This is a genomic window from Actinopolymorpha cephalotaxi, assembly GCF_013408535.1.
In the GTDB taxonomy this organism is placed as follows: domain Bacteria; phylum Actinomycetota; class Actinomycetes; order Propionibacteriales; family Actinopolymorphaceae; genus Actinopolymorpha; species Actinopolymorpha cephalotaxi.
The window spans coordinates 3,299,783-3,322,157 of the sequence record NZ_JACBZA010000001.1 but is presented as its reverse complement, the minus strand read 5'-3'; the positions used below and the strand labels follow the sequence as shown (position 1 = coordinate 3,322,157).

General features: G+C 69.6%; 17 protein-coding genes. 11 read left to right on the top strand and 6 right to left on the bottom strand.

The window, feature by feature from the left end:
- Positions 1-2: 2 nt before the first annotated feature.
- The 7 genes from FHR37_RS14565 to FHR37_RS30905 all read left to right on the top strand — a co-directional run bounded on the left by FHR37_RS14565 (position 3) and on the right by FHR37_RS30905 (position 11,648).
- Positions 3-1,460, top strand: a complete 1,458-nt coding sequence (locus FHR37_RS14565) for an aminoglycoside phosphotransferase family protein (RefSeq protein ID WP_092890425.1) — start codon at positions 3-5, stop codon at positions 1,458-1,460.
- A complete protein-coding gene (locus FHR37_RS14560; RefSeq protein ID WP_139239260.1) occupies positions 1,457-3,658 on the top strand; it encodes a phosphotransferase family protein in 2,202 nt (733 codons plus the stop codon). Before FHR37_RS14565 ends, FHR37_RS14560 begins: the two co-directional genes overlap by 4 nt.
- Positions 3,643-4,914 carry a glycosyltransferase gene (locus FHR37_RS14555; RefSeq protein ID WP_092890419.1) on the top strand — a complete coding sequence of 424 codons (1,272 nt, stop codon included), beginning with the start codon at positions 3,643-3,645 and terminating at the stop codon, positions 4,912-4,914. The genes FHR37_RS14560 and FHR37_RS14555 overlap by 16 nt, the downstream gene beginning before the upstream one ends.
- Positions 4,911-6,281 (top strand): phosphotransferase family protein, encoded by a 1,371-nt coding sequence (locus FHR37_RS33130; RefSeq protein ID WP_092890416.1) that lies wholly within the window; start codon positions 4,911-4,913, stop codon positions 6,279-6,281. Before FHR37_RS14555 ends, FHR37_RS33130 begins: the two co-directional genes overlap by 4 nt.
- On the top strand, positions 6,278-9,595 hold the full coding sequence (locus FHR37_RS14545; RefSeq protein WP_092890412.1) for an ABC transporter transmembrane domain-containing protein: 3,318 nt from the start codon (positions 6,278-6,280) through the stop codon (positions 9,593-9,595). The genes FHR37_RS33130 and FHR37_RS14545 overlap by 4 nt, the downstream gene beginning before the upstream one ends.
- Entirely contained in the window at positions 9,592-11,070 is a 1,479-nt protein-coding gene (locus tag FHR37_RS14540) for a phosphotransferase (RefSeq protein ID WP_092890409.1), read from the top strand. The genes FHR37_RS14545 and FHR37_RS14540 overlap by 4 nt, the downstream gene beginning before the upstream one ends.
- Positions 11,071-11,324: 254 nt before the next feature.
- The gene (locus tag FHR37_RS30905; RefSeq protein ID WP_202818415.1) at positions 11,325-11,648 is read left to right on the top strand and encodes a hypothetical protein; all 324 of its coding nucleotides are present in this window, start codon (positions 11,325-11,327) and stop codon (positions 11,646-11,648) included.
- Between the two features lie 146 nt (positions 11,649-11,794).
- Here FHR37_RS30905 and FHR37_RS14530 read toward each other — a convergent pair whose 3' ends face one another.
- The 4 genes from FHR37_RS14530 to FHR37_RS14515 all read right to left on the bottom strand — a co-directional run bounded on the left by FHR37_RS14530 (position 11,795) and on the right by FHR37_RS14515 (position 15,227).
- Positions 11,795-12,382 (bottom strand): hypothetical protein, encoded by a 588-nt coding sequence (locus tag FHR37_RS14530; RefSeq protein WP_139239259.1) that lies wholly within the window; start codon positions 12,380-12,382, stop codon positions 11,795-11,797.
- 400 nt (positions 12,383-12,782) lie between these two features.
- A complete protein-coding gene (locus FHR37_RS14525) occupies positions 12,783-13,718 on the bottom strand; it encodes a ribose-phosphate diphosphokinase (RefSeq protein WP_092890403.1) in 936 nt (311 codons plus the stop codon).
- A complete protein-coding gene (locus FHR37_RS14520) occupies positions 13,715-14,680 on the bottom strand; it encodes a universal stress protein (RefSeq protein WP_175542847.1) in 966 nt (321 codons plus the stop codon). The genes FHR37_RS14525 and FHR37_RS14520 overlap by 4 nt, the downstream gene beginning before the upstream one ends.
- A gap of 175 nt (positions 14,681-14,855) precedes the next feature.
- Complete coding sequence (locus FHR37_RS14515) at positions 14,856-15,227, bottom strand: CBS domain-containing protein (protein WP_092890397.1); 372 nt, start codon at positions 15,225-15,227, stop codon at positions 14,856-14,858.
- A 208-nt stretch (positions 15,228-15,435) separates the two neighbouring features.
- Between FHR37_RS14515 and FHR37_RS14510 the strand changes: the two genes are divergently transcribed.
- Positions 15,436-16,770: a nicotinate phosphoribosyltransferase gene (locus FHR37_RS14510; RefSeq protein ID WP_092890394.1), complete on the top strand. Its 1,335-nt coding sequence runs from the start codon at positions 15,436-15,438 to the stop codon at positions 16,768-16,770.
- 39 nt (positions 16,771-16,809) lie between these two features.
- Here FHR37_RS14510 and FHR37_RS31610 read toward each other — a convergent pair whose 3' ends face one another.
- Entirely contained in the window at positions 16,810-17,190 is a 381-nt protein-coding gene (locus FHR37_RS31610) for an Hsp20/alpha crystallin family protein (protein ID WP_275936404.1), read from the bottom strand.
- Between the two features lie 265 nt (positions 17,191-17,455).
- Here FHR37_RS31610 and FHR37_RS14500 point away from each other — a divergent pair, with 265 nt between their 5' ends.
- The 3 genes from FHR37_RS14500 (at position 17,456) to FHR37_RS14490 (ending at position 21,062) form a co-directional block, all read left to right on the top strand.
- Complete coding sequence (locus FHR37_RS14500; RefSeq protein WP_092890388.1) at positions 17,456-18,634, top strand: CapA family protein; 1,179 nt, start codon at positions 17,456-17,458, stop codon at positions 18,632-18,634.
- Between the two features lie 990 nt (positions 18,635-19,624).
- Entirely contained in the window at positions 19,625-20,017 is a 393-nt protein-coding gene (locus FHR37_RS14495; RefSeq protein WP_202818414.1) for a BlaI/MecI/CopY family transcriptional regulator, read from the top strand.
- 103 nt (positions 20,018-20,120) lie between these two features.
- A complete protein-coding gene (locus FHR37_RS14490; RefSeq protein WP_202818413.1) occupies positions 20,121-21,062 on the top strand; it encodes a M56 family metallopeptidase in 942 nt (313 codons plus the stop codon).
- A gap of 551 nt (positions 21,063-21,613) precedes the next feature.
- On the opposite strand, the gene FHR37_RS14485 is transcribed toward FHR37_RS14490, so the two are convergent.
- Positions 21,614-22,261, bottom strand: a complete 648-nt coding sequence (locus FHR37_RS14485; protein WP_092890379.1) for a DedA family protein — start codon at positions 22,259-22,261, stop codon at positions 21,614-21,616.
- Positions 22,262-22,375: the final 114 nt, after the last annotated feature.

The following is a 22,375-nucleotide window of genomic DNA, read 5'->3' as shown; positions in this document are numbered from 1 at the left end:
CCGTGGTCAGCATCTCCTCGCACGCGTCCGGGCAGATCATGCGCCTCGTCGCCGGCCACCTCGGGCTGGAAGGCGTCCGCCGGGCCGTCAGCGACCCGTTCGCCTACGGCCTCGGGCCGTTGCTGGACCAGTGCCTGCCGGGTCGGTCGAGACTGGTTGTCCCGCACCTGCTGCGGTCGAAGTACAAACCAGGCCACAAGCTCTCCGCGTACTACACCCTCGATGCGGGAAGGGACCGCCGCACTTCCCGCCATCTCGCCGTCACGTGGTCGATGGTTCCGGCCGACCTCGGCGGGACTTCGCCACTGGAACGCGAGGCGAAGGCCAGCGGTCTGGTGGAGCCCTTCACGCGGCTGGTGGCAGCCTCGCCGGACGGGTGCCTCACGCTCGTGATCGCCCCGATCGATCCTGCCTTCCCGCGGCTCGTCCGCCTCTACGAGCCCGGCTACGTGACCTCGACGGCCGCGAGCCTCGCCGGTCGGCTCGCGACGGGTGGGCGTGAGGTTCACCCGGAGGTACACACGGAGGTTCACACCATCCGCTACCGCCCCGGTCAGCGGCACGTCCTCCGCGTCGTGACGGCCGAAAGCGCCGGAGGGGCGGGGGAGTGCTCGCCGGCCTCGAGCGAGACCTTCCTCAAGGCGTATCGCGACGGGACCGGCGCGCGCGCGATCGCGGTCGCGGCGGCGCTGGACACCCTACTGACGGCGTCGGTGCCGGGAGTCCGGCCCGCGCGGCCGATCGGGTACGTCGAGGCCGACCAGGCAGCGTGGTGGGCGGCGGAGGACGGCGAGCCGCTCTGGCGGCGGTTGACCGACCCGCGGGCGCCCGGCCTCCTCCGCCGGATCGGCCAGGCGCTGCGGGTGGTGCACGACGCGGGGCATGTTCCTGCCGATGCCGCGCGGTCGCGAACGGTGCCTGCGTACCCGCCGATCCCGACGTTGCCGATATTGCCGCGGTACGACGCGTCTGCGGAGCTGGCTGCCGTCGTCCGCGCCGCCGAACACATCCAGGGCCTGCTCCCACAGGTCGGCACCCGGATCCGGGACGTCATCAGCCGCCTCGGTGACCGTCTGGCCGCCCGCCCGGCCGAACCCGCGACCCTGACCCACGGCGACCTGAAGTGCGACAACATCCTTGCCACCCATGGCGAGCTCCGACTGCTCGACCTGGACCGCGCGGCGATCGCGGAACCCGCGCTCGACCTGGGGAAATTCGTCGCTGACCTGTCGTGGTGGCATGCCTCGCTCGATGTGGACGCGCGGCCGGCGATCTCGGCGTTCCTCGACGGGTACGGTCCCTGCGACCGCGTCCGGCTGGCCCGGGCGCACGACCTCGCCGTGCTCTTCCAGCTCAAGCTCGGCGCCCGGCGGATCCCGGTGCACCACCCCGAGTGGGCGGACCACGTCGACGGCGCCGTCCGGCTGGCCGAGAACGCCGTGGCCGGAGGTGCACAGTGAGCGTGGAGGCCTTCACGACGACCGGTGCTCTGCTCGCCGGGCTGGATCCAGCCCTGCCGCACCTGGGCGAGGTGATGGCGGAAGCCTCCCGTACGCCGGGATTCACCCCACACGACGCACGCTGGACGCCGGGCGAACGCTGCGTCCTCGCCTACCGGGTGACCTCTCCCGCGGGGACCGACACGTTCGCGGCCTGGGAGGTGACACCGGACGGGTCGACGCGGCACGACTACCGGGCCGACCCCGCCCTGCCGGGCCTGGCCAGAGCCGCCGACGAGGCGGCGGTGGGCGACCTGCTCGCGGCGCGGCTGGACGCCGGAGCGGCCCACGGCTGCGTCATTGAACCGGTGCGTTACCGCCCCGGGTCCCGCTGCGTCCTGCGGTACCGGCTCCGGACCGACACCGGTGTGCACGTGATGTACGCCAAGGTGTTCCGGTCGACCGCGGAGACAGCCGCGGAGACAACGGCAGAGACAGCCGCACCCGGCGTGCCGGCCGTACTCACGGAGTTGGCGACGGCGGCCCCGCGCTGGCTGCTGGCTCGACTGGTTGTCACCTGGCCGGATCACGCCGTCCTCGTACACGAAGGGGTCGAGGGGCACCGCCTGTCCGACCTGCTCCGCGATCCGACTGTGCCGACGCGCGTGCGGGTGCGGCTGGCATACCGGCTCGGGACTCTGCTGGCCCGCCTCCACGGCCAGCAGGTCGCGGCGCCCCACCGGACCGGAGCGGACGTACTCCGGGTCGTCTCCGAATCGCTGTCGGCCGCGCGGCAGGCCGATCCGTACGTCGGCCGGCGGCTCACGGCGTCGCTCGATCGGCTCTCGTCGTGGCAGCCCACGGGCGGGGAACAGGTCCTCGGACACGGGGGGTTCCGGCTCGGTCAGGTCGTCGCCGCCGGGAACCGGTTGACGCTCCTGGACCTGGACGGTGTCTGCCGATGCGACGCCGAGCGCGACCTCGGCGCCGCGCTCGCCCACCTGCTGTGGCAGGGAGTTCGACACGCGGGCGAACGCTCCACCGTCGAGGCGGCAGGGCGCGCGTTCGTCGCCGGTTACGAGCGGCGGGCCGGACGGGTCGATCCCGACGCGTTGGCGTGGTGGCGGAGTCTCGCGCTGGTTTCGCTCGCGGCTCGGCGCTACCGCCGCCTCGAGGTGTCCGGTTGGCGCCGCGTTCCTGCCCTGCTCGACGGTCTCGAACGCCTGGTCGCCGCCATCCCGACACGTACGTCTGCGCCGCTGGCCGGGCACCTCCTGGACCGGCACGCGATGACAAGGGCGCTGCGGCCCGAACTCGTCCCGGTCGCCGCCGAGCCCGCCAGGCTGGACGTCACGGCCGCGCGGCTGATCAAGCACGCCCCCGGCCGGCGCACCGTCCTCCGATACGCCGTCCGCGGCCTGCGGCCCGGCGTTCCCACCCAGCTCGTCGGCAAGCTGTTCGTTCATCCGCACCGCGCCGCGCTCGCCGACGCCAACCTGCGCGCGCTCGCCGACGGACCCTTCAAGGGCCAGGGCGCCCTGCGCGTACCCGAGCCGCTGCCCTCGCCACTGGAACGTGGGCTGATGCTCTATCGGCACTGTGCCGGCATCCACCTCGACCGGCTGGACGGCATGGCGGCGATCGCGGGCGTACGGGCCGCGGCGCGCTGGCTGGCTCGGCTGCACGGCTGCGACGTCATCCTGCCCCGGCGCCTCGACCTGAGCGCGGAGTGCGCCAGCGGCCGGGGGTGGGCGAGCCTCGTCGCGGACCGGGAACCGGACCTGCTCGGCCTGGCCTGGCGGCTGGCCGACGGCTGGGCGCGGGCCGCGCAGCTGACTCCCCTCGGTGCCGACGTACCGATCCACAAGGACTTCCACGCGGGCCACGTCCTCGTCGACGTCGCCGTGACCGTCATCGACCTGGACGAGGTGCGGATGGGCGACCCCGCGCTGGACGTGGCGCATTTCTGCGCCTACCTCGACCTGCGGGCCGACCCGGCACACGCGGGCGCGTTGCGGCGGGCATTCCTCGAGGAGTACGCCGCGGCGGTGGGCCGGCCGGACCTCGGGCGCACCGCGCTGTTCGGCGCGTACACCTGGCTCAAGATCGCGAAACAACTCGTCCTGGGCACCGGGCCACACCGGTGCGCAGACGGACCGGCGCGCACCCGTGAGGTGGCCCGCGCACTCCAGAGGGGGCTGGGATGCCTGGACACGTGATCCTGATCGTGCGCAGCTGGCCGCGCCTGTCCCAGACGTTCATTCTCGACGAGGTGCTGGCGATGGAACGGCGCGGACGTGAGCTCACCATCGTCAGCCTCGCCCACTCCGGCGAACAGCGCCGCCAACCCCAGGTTGACAAGGTGCGGGCGCCGGTACGTTTCCTCGACGTCGGTGGGTTCTGGGCACGCTGGTCGCGGACCGCCGACCATGCGCTCGTCCTCACCGCTGACCCGATGCGTTACGTCGCGACGCTGTTCCACGTCCTGGCCAACCCGGGACTGAGCCGGGGGTACGCCACCTGCTCGGCGATCCGTTGCTTCGACCACGCCGTCGTGGTGGCGGCGTTGGCGTACCGGCTGCGGCGTTCGGGTGCGCGGACGCCGCACGTCCACGCCCACTTCGCCCACGACCCCGCCCTGGTCGGGATGCTCACCCGCCGACTCACCGGACTGCCGTTCAGCTTCACCGCCCACGCACGGGACCTGTACCAGATACCGACGGCCGGCCTGGTCGCGCGGGCGGCCGCGGCCGACGCCGTGGTGACCTGCTGTCAGGTCAACGCCGACTACATCGCGAAGACCGTCCCGGCCGCGGTTCGGCCGCCGGTGAAGGTCATCCACCACGGCGTCGAACTCGACCGCTTCACTCCCACCCTCCGGGCCCCCGGCCCGGGCATGCTGCTCGTCTCGGTCGGCCGGCTGGTGGAGAAGAAGGGCTATGCCGACCTGCTCCGCGCCTGCACCGCCCTGGCCGAGGCCGGATACCGCTTCCGCTGCGAGATCTACGGCGACGGCCCGCTGCGCCGCCAACTGACCGAGCTCAGCACCGAGCTCGGGCTGGGCGACCTGGTCTCGTTCCGCGGCGAGCGGGACCGGGACGAGATCGCCCACGCCCTCGCCCGGACCGACGTGTTCGTGCTCACTCCGTGCGTCACCGACGACGGCGACCGCGACGGAATCCCGAACGTCCTCGTGGAGGCGATGGCCTGCGCGGTCCCCGTCGTCACCACCGCTACCGGCGGGGTACCCGAGCTGGTCCGGTCCGGCGAGAACGGCCTGGTCGCCCCGCCCGGTGACGTGGACGCGATCGCCGCGCACCTCGGCGCACTGGTTGCCGACCCGGAGTTGCGGCGCCGGCTGGGGGAGAGCGGCCGGAGAACGGTCGAGTCGGAGTACGACGTCGAGGCCGCGGCGCTCGCGCTGGAGGCGGTCTTCGACCCGCGGACCCCGCTCGCGACGGAGGTGGTCCCGTGACGCAGATTCCGGACCGTACCAGGGTCCGCCCGATCCAGCCCGGCTCCGGACCGCCCGGCCGGCTCGTCAGTGAGTCGGGCCGGTTCGCCGAGGCGTTGCGGCCTCGCGTGATGGGCCCACGGCTGGCTGCCGCGCTGGGCGGTGCCGGCGGCCGGTCCGCGCGGGCGTGCCACGTGCTGGACGCGAAGTACGAGCCCGGCCATCGGGCGCTGGTGCTCTACCAGTACGGCGAACACCTCGTCCGCGGTGACCTGCTCGGCGAGGACGTGCTCGGCGGTGACGGGGCCGTCCACGAAGGCGGGCCGGTCGTCGCTCCCGGCGTACGACTGTCGGTCTTTCCCCACGACCCGGACCTGCCCTGGCTGCGGCACGTACTGGACCCGGCGGTCCTCGCCCACCGCATGCGAGACGCGCTCGGCAGCCAGGCCGGCACACGGGATTCTCGTTGCAGGGTTCGGCTTCTGCGCTACCGGCCCGGCAAGCGGGCGACGCTGTGGATGGAGTTCGCTCCCGGTGACACGTCGTACGTCGTGAAGGTCTACCACGACGCCGGCAAGGCGTCGGCGGTAGCGCGCGAGAGCCGCGCCCTGGAGGCGGCTCCGTCCCCGAAGGGGGTACTCGAGCTGGCGCCGGTCGTCGCCCACCTCCCCGACCTGTCGACGGTCGTGCAGGCGGCGGTGCCCGGTGTGCCGCTCGAGCGGCAGTGGGCCGGGCGGAGGGTGCGGTCGGCGGCGAGTGCGGTCGCCGGGGTACGCCAGGCAGCGCAGGCAGTCGCCGAACTCCACGCGTACCCGGTGGTCAGCACGCGGGAGCGGCCGGTCGAACGCGAGGTCCGTCGCTTCGGGCTCCGCGCGGGCCGGATCGCCTCCGTCGACGAGTCGCTGGGTGCGACGCTGGCGGGCCTGGCCGAGCGACTCGCCCGGACGCGGGCCGCCGTTTCCCGTACGGACGCGGACGACAACGGCCTCGTGCACGGCGACTGCAAGCCGAGCCAGTTCCTGCTCGACGGTCACCGGGTGGCCATGCTCGACCTCGACCACTGCGGCGTCGCGCACCCCGCCGGCGACCTTGGCACCTTCCTCGCATCCCTCACCCAGCAGGCGGTTCGGTGCGGACTGGTCGGCGGCGGACCGGCGGACGCCGACCTTCTCGCGGTACTTGGCGAGGAGTTCCTCACGGCGTACTTCCGCGCACGCGGTGGCGGGGACGATCCGGTGGCGCGCCTGCAAGCCCGTTGGTACGAGGCGGTCGCACTCGAACGGAAGGCCCTCCGCGCCTTCGCCCGGGCACCGCGCTCGCCGCTGTCCGGTGCACTCGCCACGGAGGCACATCGGTGTCTCGACAAGCTGGAAAGAACACTGCCGTGACTTCCACGATGACGCGGGGCACGCACACCCCGCCAAGTGAACGCAAGGTCAGCGATCTGCGCCGCAGCGTGCGGATCGTCCGGCGGTTCAAGGGCGGCAGACGTGCCTACGTGGGCGCCCTTGCCCTGTTGGCATTCGAGGCGCTGACCGCGATCGCCGAGCCGTACCCGATCGCCTATCTTGTCGACTTCCTGCAGTCCGGACGACCGACGCCGCGCGAGTGGGGGATCCCGGCGTTCGTCCCGTCCGTGCGGATCGAGACGATTGCCGTGCTCACGCTGGCGATCGTGCTCATCGCGGCGATCAACAGCGCGGCCGACTCACTCGCCGAGGTCTGCATGGCGCGAGCCGGCCGGGTGCTCGGCTACAACCTGCGGGTCGCGATGTACTCGCACCTGCAACGGTTGTCGCTGGCCTACCACGACAAGAAGCGCACCGGTGACGTGCTGACCCGGGTCACCGGCGATGTTCTCGTACTGGAGGAGTTCGTCGTCGCGTCGATCAGCAACATCGTCGGCAGCTCGATGGTTCTGGTCGGCACGTTCGCCGTCCTGCTGTGGCAGTCGTGGAACGTAGCCCTGGTGGCGCTCTGCGTCGTACCGCTGCTGGCCGGCATCTCGCAGTACTTCTCCAGGCGGATCAAGGCCGCATCGAAGACGCAACGCACCCGGGAGGGTGAGCTGGCCTCGACCGCGCAGGAGATGCTCACCTCAATCCGCCTCGTGCAGAGCTACGGGCGTGGCACCATCGACCTCCAGCGCTTTTCCGGCCAGACCGAACAGAGCATGCGCGCGTCGTTGCGGACCGCGAACGTGCAGGCGCAGTTCAGTTTCGTCATCGCCCTCGCCGAGGCGCTGGCCATCTCCGCCGTCGTCTGGATCGGCATCTTCCTGCTGGATCGGCGGGCGATCACCGTCGGCACGTTGGTGCTGTTCATCCTGCTGCTGCGGAACATGTTCAAGCCTGCCCGCAAGATCGTCAGCGAATGGTACAAGGTCGGCAAGGTCTTCGCGAGTGTGGAGCGCATCGACGACCTGCTCGACCGCAGCGTCGACGTTCGCGACGAGCCGGACGCGGTGGCAGCCCCACGGCTCATGGGGCGCGTGACCTTCCGGCACGTGGGTTTCCACTACCCGGCCGAGCACGCGGACGGGTCACGAGCTGCCGGCAGGCCGACGGTCCTGCACGACGTGGACTTCGAGGTTTCGCCCGGGGAGGTCGTCGCCCTCGTCGGGCACAGCGGCGCGGGCAAGAGCACGATCGCGCAGCTGGTGCCCCGGCTGTACGACGCGACCAGCGGCGCGGTGCTTCTCGACGGGCACGACCTACGCGGCCTCACGCTCGCGTCCGTCCGCGCCCAGGTGAGCCTCGTCCTCCAGGACACGGTGCTGCTGAGCGGCACCGTCGCGGAGAACATCGGCTACGGCATCGAGAACGCCACCATCGAACGCATCCAGGCGGCAGCCCGTGCGGCCAACGCACACGGGTTCATCGAGGAACTGCCGGACGGGTACGACACCCAGCTGGCCGAACGGGCCACGACGCTGTCGGGCGGACAGCGCCAGCGACTCTCGATCGCCCGGGCGTTCATCCGGGAGAGCCCGATCCTCATCCTCGACGAGCCCACGACCGGCCTCGACCGGGAGTCGACCCGCCTGGTGGTCGATGCGCTGCGCACCCTGATGCGGGGGCGGACGACCATCATCATCTCCCACGACCCGGACCTGATCCGGTTCGCCGACCGGGTTCTGGAGGTCGTCGACGGCGTGATCGTCGAGGGGCCCAGGCCGTCGTACACCACGCCGCCGGAAGGGTCCGGAGGCGACCCGGAAGGGTCCGGAAGCGACCCGGCCGGGAACGGCTTCGAGCCCACCCGCCGCGTTCACCGGCCGTCGATGCTCGCGGAGCCGTTGCACACCCGACTGCCAGACCTCCGGCAGGCGACGGATCCGACTTTCGCCGTACAGGCAGTCGAGCAGACACTTCTGGCGTCCGGGGCGGCGCACCCGGTGCTCGACGCGCGAGTGGAGAAGCTGTGGTACCTCCCTGACGGAAGCTGCGCTCTGCGGTACGTCGTGCGGATCGCGGAGAACCTGCTCGGCGGGACGGCGGACTGGACGCCCGAACGCACTGTGGTCGCCCGCGTCCATCCGGACCGCCAGGCGGCAACGGCGTACGTCGAGCAGCGCCTGGAGCCACTGGTCGAGCGCGTCGAGAACACCGTTGCGGCCGGACCGTGGCGACGGTGGGCGGGCGTGGTCGGGGGGACCGGGATCGCCCTCCACCCGTTCCCCCTGGACCCCGCTTTGCCAAGCCTGGCTCGTGCCGTCGACTCGGGCGCACTGGCCGAGCTCGCCGGTGCCGGCCCCGCCGGCTGGTCGAGCCACGTCGTGCACTACCCGCGCGAGGGTGCCTGCGTCCTGCGCTACGAGCGGCCACCGGGCGACGGCGCCGGCCCGACTTCCCTGTACGGCAAGGTGTATGACGACGGCGGTCGCGGCGTGGCGATCGCCGCGACCCTGGACGCGCTCAGCCCGGGCGGACCGTTCGCCGCCGCGGCAGACGGCCTCCGGTTGCCCCGCCCGTTCGGCTACCTGCCCAAGCTACGTCTGCTCCTCACCGAGGCCGTGCCGGGCGAGCCGCTGATGCGCGCCGGTTCGTGGGCCTGGTCCGCTGCCGGCTCCGCGCCGACCTCGCGGGCCGCACTCGAGTCGATGGCGTCCGCCGGCCGGGTGCTTGCCGCCCTGCACCGGCGCGAGATCCTCGACGCCCAGGCGTACTCCCGGGCCGAGGAGCTGACCGCGGTCGGGCGTGACCTCGACACCGTACGGCAGGTGTGGCCGGAGGTCGCGGACCACGTGCACCAGCACCTTGCCGGTCTCCTCGACGGGACGGCCGAGGTACCCGACTCCGAGCAGGTCCTGTGCCACGGCGACTTCACCCCGGCACAGCTTCTGGTCGGGTCGGGCGACATGGCACTGGTCGACCTTGACACGGTTCACCGTGGTGAGCGCGCCGCCGACCTCGGGCGGTTCCTGGCCCACCTGCATCTCGCGGGCACCAAGGCGGCCGGCGCCGCCGCCTGGCCCCTGCTGGACGAGCTGGGCCGGGTGTTTCTGCGGGCCTACGCCGAGGACTGCCTGCCGGGGGCGGCGCTTGATCCGGACCTGCTCGCCCGGGTCGTCGTGCACCGCGACGCGAGCCTCGCCCGAACGGCCCTGCGGGCCTGCCGGCAGCTCAAGGACGACCGGCTGAGAACCGCGCTCGAACTGCTCGACGACAACGACGACTGGACACGGAGGATTACCCGATGATGCCGCTGAACGACGAAATGGTGGTCGACTCCCTGACGGCGTTCGCGTCGTTGCCGGAGTGGCTCGCCGCCTGCATGATGCCCGACCGCGTGGAGGCAGCCCTGCGGCGCCACGTACCCGAGATCGCCGACGGGCGGGTCCGCCTGCTGTCCTGCACGCCGCAACGGTTGCGGGCAAAGGGCGCGCAGTGGCTGGCGCGCTACCGACTCCGGGTCGACCCCGGCCCGGAGGGTGGCGAAGCCGACGTCATCCTCGTCGGCAATCTCTGGCCCCCGTCCGCCGATCTGCCGGACGCGGGCGGGATGACTGACCAGCCCGTCGCGGCCGACGCGCCGTTCGGTGCGGCGGGCTGGAGCTGTCGGCTTCCCGAGCTCCGGCTCGCACTCCACGTCGAGTTGGCCGACGAGGCGCTCCCTGCAGTGCCGTCCCTCGTCCAGCCGGACCCCGCCGGCCGGCTGATCGAGAGCGTCCTACGAGACGCCGGCTACGGCGAGGTGAAGGTCGGGAGCTGCGCGCCGGACGTCGTTCGCTACAAGCCGGGAAGTCGGTGCACAGTGGTCGTCCGGATGGGGTACGCCGACCAGCACGCGGACCGCGCGCTGCCCGACCCCGTGGTGCTGAAGACCCACCAAGGCGACAAGGGAGCCACCGCGTGGGAGGCGATGCGGTCCCTGTGGAACACCGAGCTGAGCGGCAGCAAGGCGGTGACGCTGGCCGAACCGCTGGCTTACCTGCCGGAGGAACGGATCCTCGTGCAGGGGCCCGTACCGGGCGAGCAGACACTGAAGGAACTCGCCCGGATGGCCATCACCGACGGTGGTGACCGGGCGCTCGGGCGGCTGCGGGACGAACTCGACCGGACGGCGGTGGCGCTCGCGGCGCTCCACGGGTGCGGGGCGCAGTACGGTCGGGTGGCGACATTCGACGAGGAGGTCGACGAGGTCGACGAGGTGATCACGAGGCTGGCTCAGTCGGTGCCGGCGCTGCGCCCCGCAGCGCGGCCGCTGATCGCCCGGATGCGGCAGCACGCCGGCGCCCTGCCCGAGGATCCGGCGGTCTGCGTCCACCACGACTTTCGCCCGGCGCAAGTCCTGCTTGACGACGGTTCCATCGGATTCATCGACTTCGACGGATCCTGCATGGCGGAGCCCGCACTGGACCTCGGCAGGTTCCGGGCGAAGCTGCGTGACATCGGGATCAGCGTCCTCGCGGCGCGTGGTCAGCCGATGGGAGACGCGCAGCTTGCTGACAACCTGGGGTTGCTCGACGACCTGTGCGAGGGATTCCTCGCCGCCTACCAGAGACAGTCGCCGGTCTCCCGTGACCGGGTGCTGCTGTGGGAGACGTGCGACCTGCTCACCGCGATGCTGCACGCGTGGACCAAGGTACGGCTCGCCCGGGTTGGTCCGCGGCTGATCGTCCTCATCCACCAACTGCGGTCGGTGCGGTTCGACGACCGGGGGAGCACCGGGTAGCCGGAAGCAGACGGCACACCACCTCACACCGGTGGTGCTCTCACAGCCTGGGCGGTTACGGTTTACCCGTACGGCCGCGCTGTTGGTGCCGTCGCCGGTGACGAAGATATGTGCTTGGGACTGAGGTCCCCATGGCACAGCACTAACGCTCGCAGGGAAGTCGCGGGCGTATCCGTGCAGCAGGTCGAGCATCCGGTCGAACTGGGCAGGTGAGAACCCGCCGGCGGGGATCTTATCCCGGTTCGCTCAACGGCATGGTCTTCACCACCCGCCTGTCCGGCGGGAAGGGCCGCAACGGGCTGGAAACCGAGCTACGCAAGCTGGGCGTGGCCCAGAAGAACTCCCGCCCCAACCACCCCACTACCTGCGGCAAGGTCGAACGGTTCCAGCAGACGACGAAGAAGTGGCTACGCGCCCAACCCGCCCAGCCGGCCACCATCACCGAAACCCACCGGCCGGCCACCAGGCCCCAAACCAAAACGGCCCCGAACCCAATGAGGGTTCGAGGCCATTCCGATCTCTTGAGAGATCACACGGGTGCGCCCGGGAGGATTCGAACCTCCGACAACCCGGATTAGAAGAATCACATGCAGCGTCTACAACGCCCTCACCTGCAGCTATGCCACCAAGATCACCCTCACCAGCCCCTTGGAGAGCACTGGCAGACGGCATTTCGCACCCAGTCCCGCACCCCGCGAGCGCGGGGTGGCGACTCGCTTGGCGTTCACTCAGCGGACTGCTGGGGGTTAGGGCATGGCATGACGCGTTCGGCCTTGTGTTGGCATCGGAGGACGCGCAACGCGGCGGTCTCTGCGGCCTTCGCCGCATCCTCGGCGGCGGCCAGTTCGTCCAGAACAAAGTCGGCAGGTCGTCGGATCACGGTACCCCCGAGACGGGCCATTTCAGCGTTGATGACCGTGTCGTCGTATTCGGTGACATCAGCCACCACGAGTGCGTTCCCGAAGCGAACGGACACGCGGAAGTCGGTCGACTGGCCGGCCTTCTCCGCCGCCCGCACATCGGCCGCGGCAGCTATGACGGCGATGCCTCGCCACCCCAGCAGCATGCCCAGGGGACCGCCGAAGATGTCCATGATCATGCCGATGAGGCTGCCCCGGCCGGTATGGACCCCGGTGACCATGTCGGGTTCGTCCGGCATCCGGATACCACCGTCCGGCCGACGTTCGAACACGATCGCACCTCTCAGGTCGAGGCGGCCCGCCTCAGCGCACCGCTTCAGCGCGATCAGCGCCTGCGCGGCGCTTTCACGGGTATCGCACCGTACGCTGACCACCACGTCCCTGCTGACCATCTCGCCCTCCGCCCGCCGGTGCTCGTCGATGACAACGCTAGGCACGAGAGCCTGTCCAACCCGGTGCTGGACTACCCCCGTGAAGTGGTGCGAGAAGCCCCCGGACAACAGGCCATGGGCTCAACAACAGGGCCGCCGTTCACGCTAGTCCGCGCGTCGGCTTAGGGGGATCTGGCCGGAATATCCAGCTAGGCCCGCAACCGCACAGGGGACAGGCTTGCTCGGATAGGCGGCGTGCACCCTCCCGCGAAGATCACGGGCCCTGAGTAATGGCCGGGTGCGAATTGGGTTTTCAGAGCGAGTTGGCACGCAGGTGTCGAAGCGAGCGGTCCGGGCCACCGGCCCGGTCGGCCACGAGGTCTGCGGTGAAGACATGCGCCAACAGCGCTGGGTGGCATGGTCACGTGTGGACGAGCAACTCGTCGAGCGGTTCCCCACGGTGCAGCCGCCCAATGGCGTCGGCGAGCAGCGGCGCGATGGAGTGCACCTCAAAGATGGGCATCGTGTTCTGTTGCTGGCCAGTGCTGTTTGTGACGACGACACGCTGTATCGGAAGTGCGCTGAGTCGGTCTGTTGCGGGTCCGATCAACAGGCCGTGGGTGGCGGCGACCGCCACATCTGGTGCCGAGCCGTGGTCCAGCAGAATCTCTACCGCCGCGCTGACGGTTCCTCCTGTGCTGATCATGTCGTCGACCACGACGGCCGGAGCGCCGACGACCGCGCCGACCAACTCCTCGGCACGCACGCGTGATCCGCTTTCTCTGCTCTTGCGTACAAGTGCCACTCGGGTATGGAGCAGCGAGGCGTAGTGTTCGGCGAGTTTCGCCGCGCCGAGGTCGGGTGCGACGATGATGGCGTCGCTTGTCACAGACGTCGCGAGTGCCTGTGCCAGGAGCGGTACGGCGGTCAGCATTTCCACCGGCATGGGGCACATCGCTTCCAGCGCCGGGGTGTGTGGATCGACAACGATCAGTCGATGGACCTGGGTCGACGCGATCGCGCCTGCAAGGACGCGCGCGCCGACCGGCTGACCGGCTCGGCTCCTGCGGTCCTGCCGGGCGTAGCCGAAGTACGGCACAACCGCTGTCACCCGGGCGGCGCCGGCTCGGCGGCACGCGTCAAGGAGGAGAAGTAGTTCGACCACATGCTCGGCGACCGGCGGGCCGGTGGGCTGGACCACATAGACGTCAGCGCCGGCTATGCCAGCCACCGCGGGTCGTAACTCTCCATCGGGAAACCGGTCCACGACGCATGCACCCGCCTCGATTCCCAACGCAGTCGTGATGTCGCCCGCGAGCCGCTGACCAACTGTGCCCGCCACTATTTGCAGTGTCATCGCGTCCTGCTCAAGTCGTCGCGCTGCTGTACGCGCTGGCGGGTCGCCGGCGGGACTGTCATGAGTGGACAGTGCGCGTGGTGTAGCAGCGCCTGACTGACCGATCCAATAAGCATGCCGGTGAAACCGCCGAGGCCTCGGGCGCCGACCACTATGAGGCCTGCCCGGTTGGAGAGGCGGACAAGGACCCCGGCCGGGTGTCCAGCCATGACCTGGTCCTCGATCTGGAGTTCGGGAAACTTGTGGCGCCAGCCGCGCAGAGCATCGGTGAGCAGTGCGGTTCCGTCCGAGGTGTCACTCGTCGCCGGCTGCGTGCCCCGGCCCCGGTAATGGTGGACGACATGCACAGCAAGCAGCCGCCCGTGTCGAAGCATGGCCTCTTGGATGCCGACCTGTATGGCTGCGTCTGCCAGTGGCGAGCCGTCGACTCCGACGATGACGAGACGGTCGTCGCGTTCTGGATCATCGATGCTGCGCACAACGGCGACTGGCGCGTGTGCTCGGGCGACGAGCGAGACCGCGGTGGAGCCGGCCACCATGTCGGCAACGGCGTTACGGTCGGCGGCGGCGACGACGACGTACAACGCATCGTGGCTTTCACCGACCAGTAGCGGTAGCGGGAGGTCGCGTTCCACAGCGGTACTGACGTCGACACCAGGCGCGGCTGCGTGGGCGGTCGCCGCCGCCTCGCGGACAAGCAGGTCCGCGTGTATGCGCAACCCGTCTTCGGTCCCCGTCCCCCACAGCCCGGTCGGCACTCGCAGGACAGACTCGGCGACCCCGTGGACGATCCGCAGCGGTACGTCGTGCAGGGCGGCTTCGCTGGCCGCCCATGCCGCGGCATCAAGTGCGCTCTCAGACCCGTCGACGCCCACGACGATCGGCCGAGCGTCACGTGTCGCCATCCGATCGCTGCCTTTCGCCAGATGCTCACCATGGGACGCGAACAGGGTGTCCCTCAAGGCCCAGTTCTTACGATCCCGCAAGCTGGCGGGAGGACCGACTGGCAACGGTCCTTCGCCAGTCCCAGCGAAGGTCCCAGCCTCGGGGCGAGGCCGACATTCGTCGCATCTGGCCAGAATGCCGAGCATCCCGACGCCCGGGCGGTCTCGACAGCGGGCCATTCATCACGCAGGTTCACAACCACGCCTCGACGGCGAGGGCGTCGCGCATGGAGATCATGCCGACAACGGTGTGGTCCCGCACGACGGGTAGGTGGCGGATGCCGGCGTCGAGCATCCTCCGGGCGATGTCGGTGGTGTCCTCGGCGAGCTTGGCGGTCTCGACATCGAGGGTCGCGTGCGACCCGGCGCCGGCGCGGAGAAGATCGACACCTTCGGCGACCGCACGCACGACATCGCGTTCGGACAGGATGCCGACGAGCCTGTTACCGTCGACCACAGCAAGCGCACCGACGTGCCGGCTGGTCATCTTGCTCGCGGCCTCCGACAGCGAGTCGGTTGCCTCACAGGCGAACGCTTCGGGCCGATAGACCTCTTCGACACGCATCAGCGGATCCCTTCCACATAGAGCAATTGCTCTTTCTGTCTAGCTCCGGTTGACGCTGTTCCAGCAGGGCCGAACGTCATCAGGGCGCACCGACGGATCGGTCCGCTGGACCACCATCGAAGGGACCGTAGAAGGAGATCCGGCGCGGGGACGCACCAAACGCACGCCGGCGGGAACGTGAAGCGCTGAGGGGCGGAGGGAGCGAACCATGGGGGCGGGGCTCGTAACGGATCTCTACGAGCTGAACATGGCCGCGAGCTACCTTCGGCGTGGCATGTCCGGACCGGCCACCTTCAGCCTCTTCGTCCGTGCCCTGCCACCCGACCGCGGCTTCCTCGTCGCCGCCGGTCTGGAGGACTGCCTGACCACTCTGGAATCCTTCGCTTTCGAGGCGGAGGACCTCGGCTGGCTGCGCGACGCCGGCTTCGACGACGCGACCGTTCGGGCGTTCGCCGGGCTGCGCTTCACCGGGGACGTCCGCGCTGTCCCCGAGGGCCGCGTGGTTCTCGCCGACGAACCCCTTCTGGAGGTCACTGCGCCGGCGGCGGAGGCGCAACTCGTCGAGACCGTGCTGCTCAACCACATCACCTACCAGACAGCGATCGCCACCAAGGCGGCCAGATGTCGTCTTGCGGCGGGCGGCATGGAGCTTGTCGACTTCGCGTTCCGGCGTACTCATGGGATCGAGGCCGGCATGGTTGTCGCCCGCCTGTCGTCGATCGCGGGTTTCGCCGCCACCAGCAACGTCGAGGCGGCGCGGCGCTACGGGCTGCCGGCGGCCGGCACGATGGCGCACTCCTACGTCGAGGCGTTCCCACGTGAAGCCGACGCGTTCCGGGCGTTCGCCGAGGACCTGCCCGGGCCGGTCACGTTCCTGGTCGACACGTACGACACGCTCGCCGGGGTGCGCACCGCGGTGCGGGTGGTCAAGGACATGACGCTCGACAGGCCGCTTGCCGTACGGCTGGACAGCGGCGACCTCGTGGCGCTCGCCCGCGAGGCACGGCAGATCCTCGACGAGGCGGGTCTGCGCAAGGTCCGCATCTTCGTCAGCGGAGGGCTGGACGAGTACGACCTGGAACGGTTCGTCCTGGAACGAGCACCGATAGACGCCGCCGGTGTCGGCACCCGCATGGGCGTGTCCGCCGACGCGCCCTCTCTGGACAGCGCGTACAAGCTGGTCGCGTTCGGCGGCCGCCCCGTCTGCAAGCTCTCGCCCGGCAAGGCCACCCTCCCGGGCGCGAAGCAGGTGTGGCGGCACCTCCCGATCGAGCAGGATGTCCTGGCTCTTCGCGAGGAGGCAGGACCCGACGGCTTCGAACCTGTGCTCGTCGAGGTCATGCGGAACGGTCGACGTCTCGGGGGCGGGGACACCATCGCCGCTGCGCGTGAACGTTGTGCGCGAGACGTTGCCGCCCTGCCGCCCGACGCCCGCCGCATCCGTGGTCCGTCGTCGCCGCGGATGCGCGTCTCCGAAGGGCTCGCCGCGTTGACGACACAAACCGCGAGGTCCGCCGCCGGGACGCAGGACCGCACACGCTGAGCGTGGCGATCTGCGGGCCCGGCGGACCGACCTGTCAGGTCACTCGGCCGGGCCTCGGCTCACCGGTATGTGCTTGGGCTCGGGTCGCGCGGCCTTCCTCACGCCGACACGCACCTCGAGGATGCCGTTGGAGTACGAGGCCCGCACGTCGCTCTCGTCCGCGCCGGTGGGCAGTGGGACTGTCCTGGCGAAGCTGCCGTAGTGGAACTCCGACCGTCCCTCCTCCCGTCGCTCGGCTTTCACGGTGAGCATCCCCTCGTCGACCGTGATTTCGACATCCTTGTCCGGGTCCACTCCGGGCAGTTCGGCCCGCAGGACATATGTGCCCTCCTCCAGGTAGTCCTCCACCCGCACGGGGTGGCGGCCGGTGAGCGGCCGAAGGAAGGGCGCCGGGAGGAGGTCTCCCTCAAGCCAGTCCAACAGATCCCCGAACCGCGATTGCTCCCGCCTGGCTGGTGTCGTCACAGCAAACCCCCTCAAGGTTCCGGCGTCGCCGGTAGTCCCCAGTCGACCTGGTCCGGGTCGGTACCAGACAGGGGAGGACGGTGGCGGTCCGCGGGGACCTTCGCCTACCGAGCGTCGACGCCGACCGCCGCCCACCTCGCCTGGCATGCCCGGGCCACTCGGGTCGACTGGATGAGTGCTGTGTCGGATCCGGTCGAACGGGCGTGGCTAGCGTGGTGACATGCGTGCACCGACGGCGCGATTGTCACTGTGCGGTGATGTGATGCTCGGTCGTGGCGTTGATCAAATCCTTCCGCACCCCGGTGACGCGACGCTGCGGGAGTCCTTCGTGCGGGATGCCCTGACATACGTTGGATTGGCAGAAGCAGCGAACGGTCCGATCGCTCGCCCGGTCGATTTCTTCTGGCCGTGGGGAGATGCGCTGCGTCTGCTCGACGGGTTCGATCCGGGCGTGCGCGTGGTAAACGTAGAGACGAGCATCACGAAAAGCGACTCTTTCGCTCCGCGCAAGGCGGTGCATTATCGGATCAACCCGGCGAACGTTCCTTGCTTGAGCGCTGCCAGACCCGACGCTTGCGTTTTAGCGAACAATCACGTGCTGGACTTCGGATACCCAGGGCTTGAGGAAACCCTTCGGACGCTGGCCGGCGCGGGGCTACAGGCGGTGGGGGCGGGCAGGAATGCGCATGAGGCCCGCCAGCCCGCGATCGTTCCGCTCAGTGGCGGGGGGCGAACCGTGGTCTTCTCGGTTGGTATGGCGTCCAGTGGCATTCCGGAGACTTGGGCTGCATCTGAAGGGCAGCCCGGCATCGATTTTCTGGCCGAGCCGTCGCAGACGGCCGCAGCCGACGTTACCGATCGGGTTGGTGTGGTGAAGCGCCCTGGCGACGTCGCGGTCGTCTCGATCCACTGGGGATCCAATTGGGGCTACGACATATCTGACGATCAGGTCAGCTTCGCGCATGCGCTGATCGACGGCGGTGTCGACGTTGTGCACGGGCATTCCTCGCACAATCCCCGTCCCATCGAAGTGTATGAGGGCAAGCTGATCCTCTACGGTTGCGGAGACTTCATCGACGACTACGAAGGCATAACCGGTTACGAGGAGTTCCGCGATGACCTGCGGCTGATGTTCCTCGTTTCCTTGGACCCAAGGACCGGGGAGTTGGCCGACATGAGGATGGCGCCGCTGCAGGCCCGGCAGATGCGCCTCCGGCGCGCGTCGGGGGAAGATTCCCGGTGGTTACGGTCCATGCTGGAACGGGTCAGTCGCTGCTTCGGTTCACGAATCGACCTCGCGCCGGATGGGATGCTCGTTCTACGGCGAACGAGACCCCCGATAAGCAGTTGTCGCACCGCACCTGTCGCCACGACGATCCCAACCCAGCGGTCGTGTTAGCCGTTATATGTAGGCGCTACTCGGGCTCGTTACAGAGGCCTATGCCCTGTTGATGCTCCGATCGGCTGGCTGCCGGACCGCACCATGACCTCTTCGTCGAATTGCCCGGATGGCACCTTCGCCGTCGTTCACGACGTTGACGCACTCGCCGTGTCCCGGGCAGTCGGCGACACGCCTCCGGTCGGCCTGTACCCGGGCACGACACGCACGCAAGTCCTACGTCGCCGCTCGGCCGTCTGGTGGAGGTGGGAGATGACGTTTGCGCAGGCCAGGGTGGGTGCGCCCGCGAGGATTCGAACCTCCGACCATCGGACTAGAAGAATCACACGCAGCGTCTACAACGCCCTCACCAGCAGCTTTGCCACCAAGATCACCCCCATCGGCCCCGTGGCGAGCACCTGTCGACGGCTTTTCGCACCCCGTCCCGCACCCCGAGGGTCCTTCAGGGCCATCTGTCCCACCGTCGGGGCGGCTCGGCCAAGTCAAGGGAACCGGTGCCGCGAGGGAGCGTCTGGTCCGAAGGTTGAAGGTCTAGAGAAGCGAGGACGTGAGGGTGACTACCACCCAAGCCCCTCTTCTCAGATCTGGATCCACGCCTACGACGAAATGACCATGCAAGGCGAGGCCACCAGTTCCCCCGCTGCCTTGTGGCCGAAATCGGGCTCGCCGGTTTCCGCGGCGCAGGAGACGGTGATCAGACGAGCCTCCGCCGGCCCGACGGGGGGCGGGCCGGCGGAGGGACCAGGGTTGCGCCGCCTCGGTACTCGACGTTCAAGACGTCATGATCGTCATGGGTTCGCGGGGCGGGCCGCAAGGTCTTAGGCGCAAGCGACGATTACTTTCGTTTGCATCAAGCGGGCCAATCCCTTACCCGGGCTTCCTGGTGGGGGAGGAAGCTCGGGCACCATGGATCTTCGACCCTTGAGGATAGTACTACCAGGTTAGTAGTACATTCTGGGTGGGTAGTTCGGCGGACGACTGGAGGCGTGAGTGGCGGGATCGCAGATGCGTCCCCGCGGGGGACTGGAGCGCGAGGTGCTTGCGTGTTTGGCGGCGGCCGACAGGGCGTTGTCCGCTAACGAGGTGCTTACCGATCTCGGCGGCGGTCTGGCGTACACGACGGTCATGACCACGCTGGGAAGGCTGCACGCCAAGGGTCTACTCTCGCGGCAACTGGACGGTCGTGCCTACGTCTATACGCTCGTCTCCGACCCCGGGAAGGTCGACGAGGCGATGGCAGCGCACCGGATGCGTCGTGTCCTCGACAGTGAGGGCAACCATGCTGGCGTGCTGGCGCGGTTCGTCGAAGACCTCTCACCCGAGGACGCCCAGGTGCTCGCCTCCCTGTTGACCCCCACGTCGCGAGACGAACCCAAGGGCTGACGTGGACTACGCCGCCTACCTCCCGCTGATCGTCAGCGTCCTGCTCTGGCTCACCGGCGCCCGGCTCGGCCGGTGGTTGCCGCCGCCTACGGCGGTTCGGCTGTTGACCGCGGCCGCGTTGGTGACGGCGCTGTCGACGGGCTTCGTCCTGGCTGTCGTGGCGTTCTTCGTGCTGGCCCGAATTCCGTTCGTGGCCGCGTTGGGGCACTGGTCGGTCGCGAAGCTTGGGATAGGCGATCGGATACCGGCGGCGATTGGTGTTGCGGCGGGGGTCGTCGTGGTGGCGTTGCTCGCTGCCGCGATCCGGCGCTTCGTCCTCGCCGGGCGTGACCTGGCCGTCGCCGCCGTCACGTGCCGGCAGCTTGGGCCCGCGGCGGACGGACTCGTGGTCGTCCAGGACGAACGTCCCGACGCCTACACTCTGCCCTCCGGCCTCAGCGGCCGGGTCGTGGTCTCCACGGCCATGCTGCGTGCACTGCCCGCGGGTGAGCGCCGGGTTCTCCTTGCACACGAGGCGTCCCATCTGCGCCACCGGCATCACCTCTACGTCCAGATTGTGGAACTGGCAGCTGCAGCCAACCCGCTGCTACGTCCGGTGGCCGCCGCTGTCCGTGCCGCGATCGAGCGGTGGGCAGACGAGGACGCCGCCGAAGAAGTGTGCGACCGCCGGCTGGCGGCCCGGGCATTGGCCCGTGCCGGACTTGCGCGCTCCGGCTCGCTGCCGGGCGTTGCGTTAGCCGCTGCCGCGTCAGCAGTCTCCGACCGTGCCCGCGCGCTGCTGGGTGAGCCGCCCAGGCGTCGCCGGGGCCTGGCACTGGCGGTCACGGCCATCACTGTCGTCGCCCTCGCCGCCTCCGCGGAGACCGCCAAGGACACCGACCACCAGTTCGAGATCGCCAAGGCCGCATACATCCGAACACAAGCAGGGATCAGACCCGTAGCGTGCACGGTGGCTGCACTGCGCGTTGCCGGTGCGGAGGACGTCCCGCGCTGGACGACATCCATAAGGCGCTCATGCGACAGCCGGTGGCCACTCATAGCTTGATTCCGGTGATCCATGTGCGCGGACTGAGATGTGATGCGATCGTGTCGGTCACTTGACCTGGTCCTCGACGCGATCAGAGCGCGTCGAATGGTCGATCAGGACGAGGACGCGGCGACAGGGTCAGGCGGGCGTTGTGCTTCCCCGCGGCATGGTAGCCGGGTTGTACGGGAGTCAGCGCCAGGGTTCGGTCCGCGTAGGAAGAGTGACACGCGAAGTGGCGATCCCGGCGACGGCCAGGCTGGCGACGCCGCCGACTGCCCAGAGGCTGGCGGTCGAAGGCCCGGCCGCAATGGGGTAGAGAGTTGACCAGAGGGCACCGAGAGCGAGCAGCGACCAGGCCGTGGCGTGAAGCTTTGCGAGCACGGTGCGTGTGGCCGGGAGACTGGGGCGGCGTACGCGTCCGGCGAACTTCCCCGGCGGCCGCTCACCGGTCATGAATGTCTTGTACGTCTCGATGGTGGCCACCGCTAACCCGCTCGACGCCAGCCCCAGCGTCACCGGTCCCGAGATTCTCCATCAGGCTGCGTCTCGTCGACGGCGCCAGGATCTGTTCACGTCCGGGTGCCGTCGGTGGAACGCGAACGTGCGGCCGAGGGTCGGCGCGCTCGGCGGATCTCGAGCAGTACCGGCACCAGGGAGAGGACCACGATGCCCGCGACGATCGGGAGCAGGTAGTGGTCGATGTTCGGGACCGAGGAGCCAAGCAGATAACCCGCCACGGTGACGCCGACCGTCCAGACAGTGCCTCCCAGCACCTGCCAGACGGTGAAGGTGCGGGTGGGGACACCGACGGTGCCCGCGAGCGGGTTCATCACGGTGCGCACCAAGGGGATGAACCGTGCCAGCACCAGTGCCCTACCCGTCCCGTACCGGTCCAGGGCGTGGCGCGCTCGTTCGATCGTCTGCCCCAACTTTGGGCGGTCAGGTCGATCCAGCAGCCTGGGGCCGACCGTGCCACCGATCCAGAACCCGGTCTGGGCTCCCATCAGGGCTCCAGCAACCGCGGCGGGGAGCACCGTGGTCAGTGAGAGATGCACTGCGGAAGTCGAAGCCGTGGCGCACAGCAGACCGGCGGTGAACAACAGGGAGTCGCCGGGCAGGAAGAATCCGACCAGCAGCCCGGTTTCGGCGAACAGAACCAGGAAGACACCCAGCGCGCCCAGGCTGGCCAGCAGGCTGTGCGGATCCAGAAGGTTCATCCAGCTCCCTCTCTCGGCTCACCGGCCCTGAAGCAGGCTCGGCGAAGTCTCCTCGGCGCTGTCGCCGCGCAGCACGGCACACAAGGGTCACGGTCCTACTTACGGTGAGGTGCC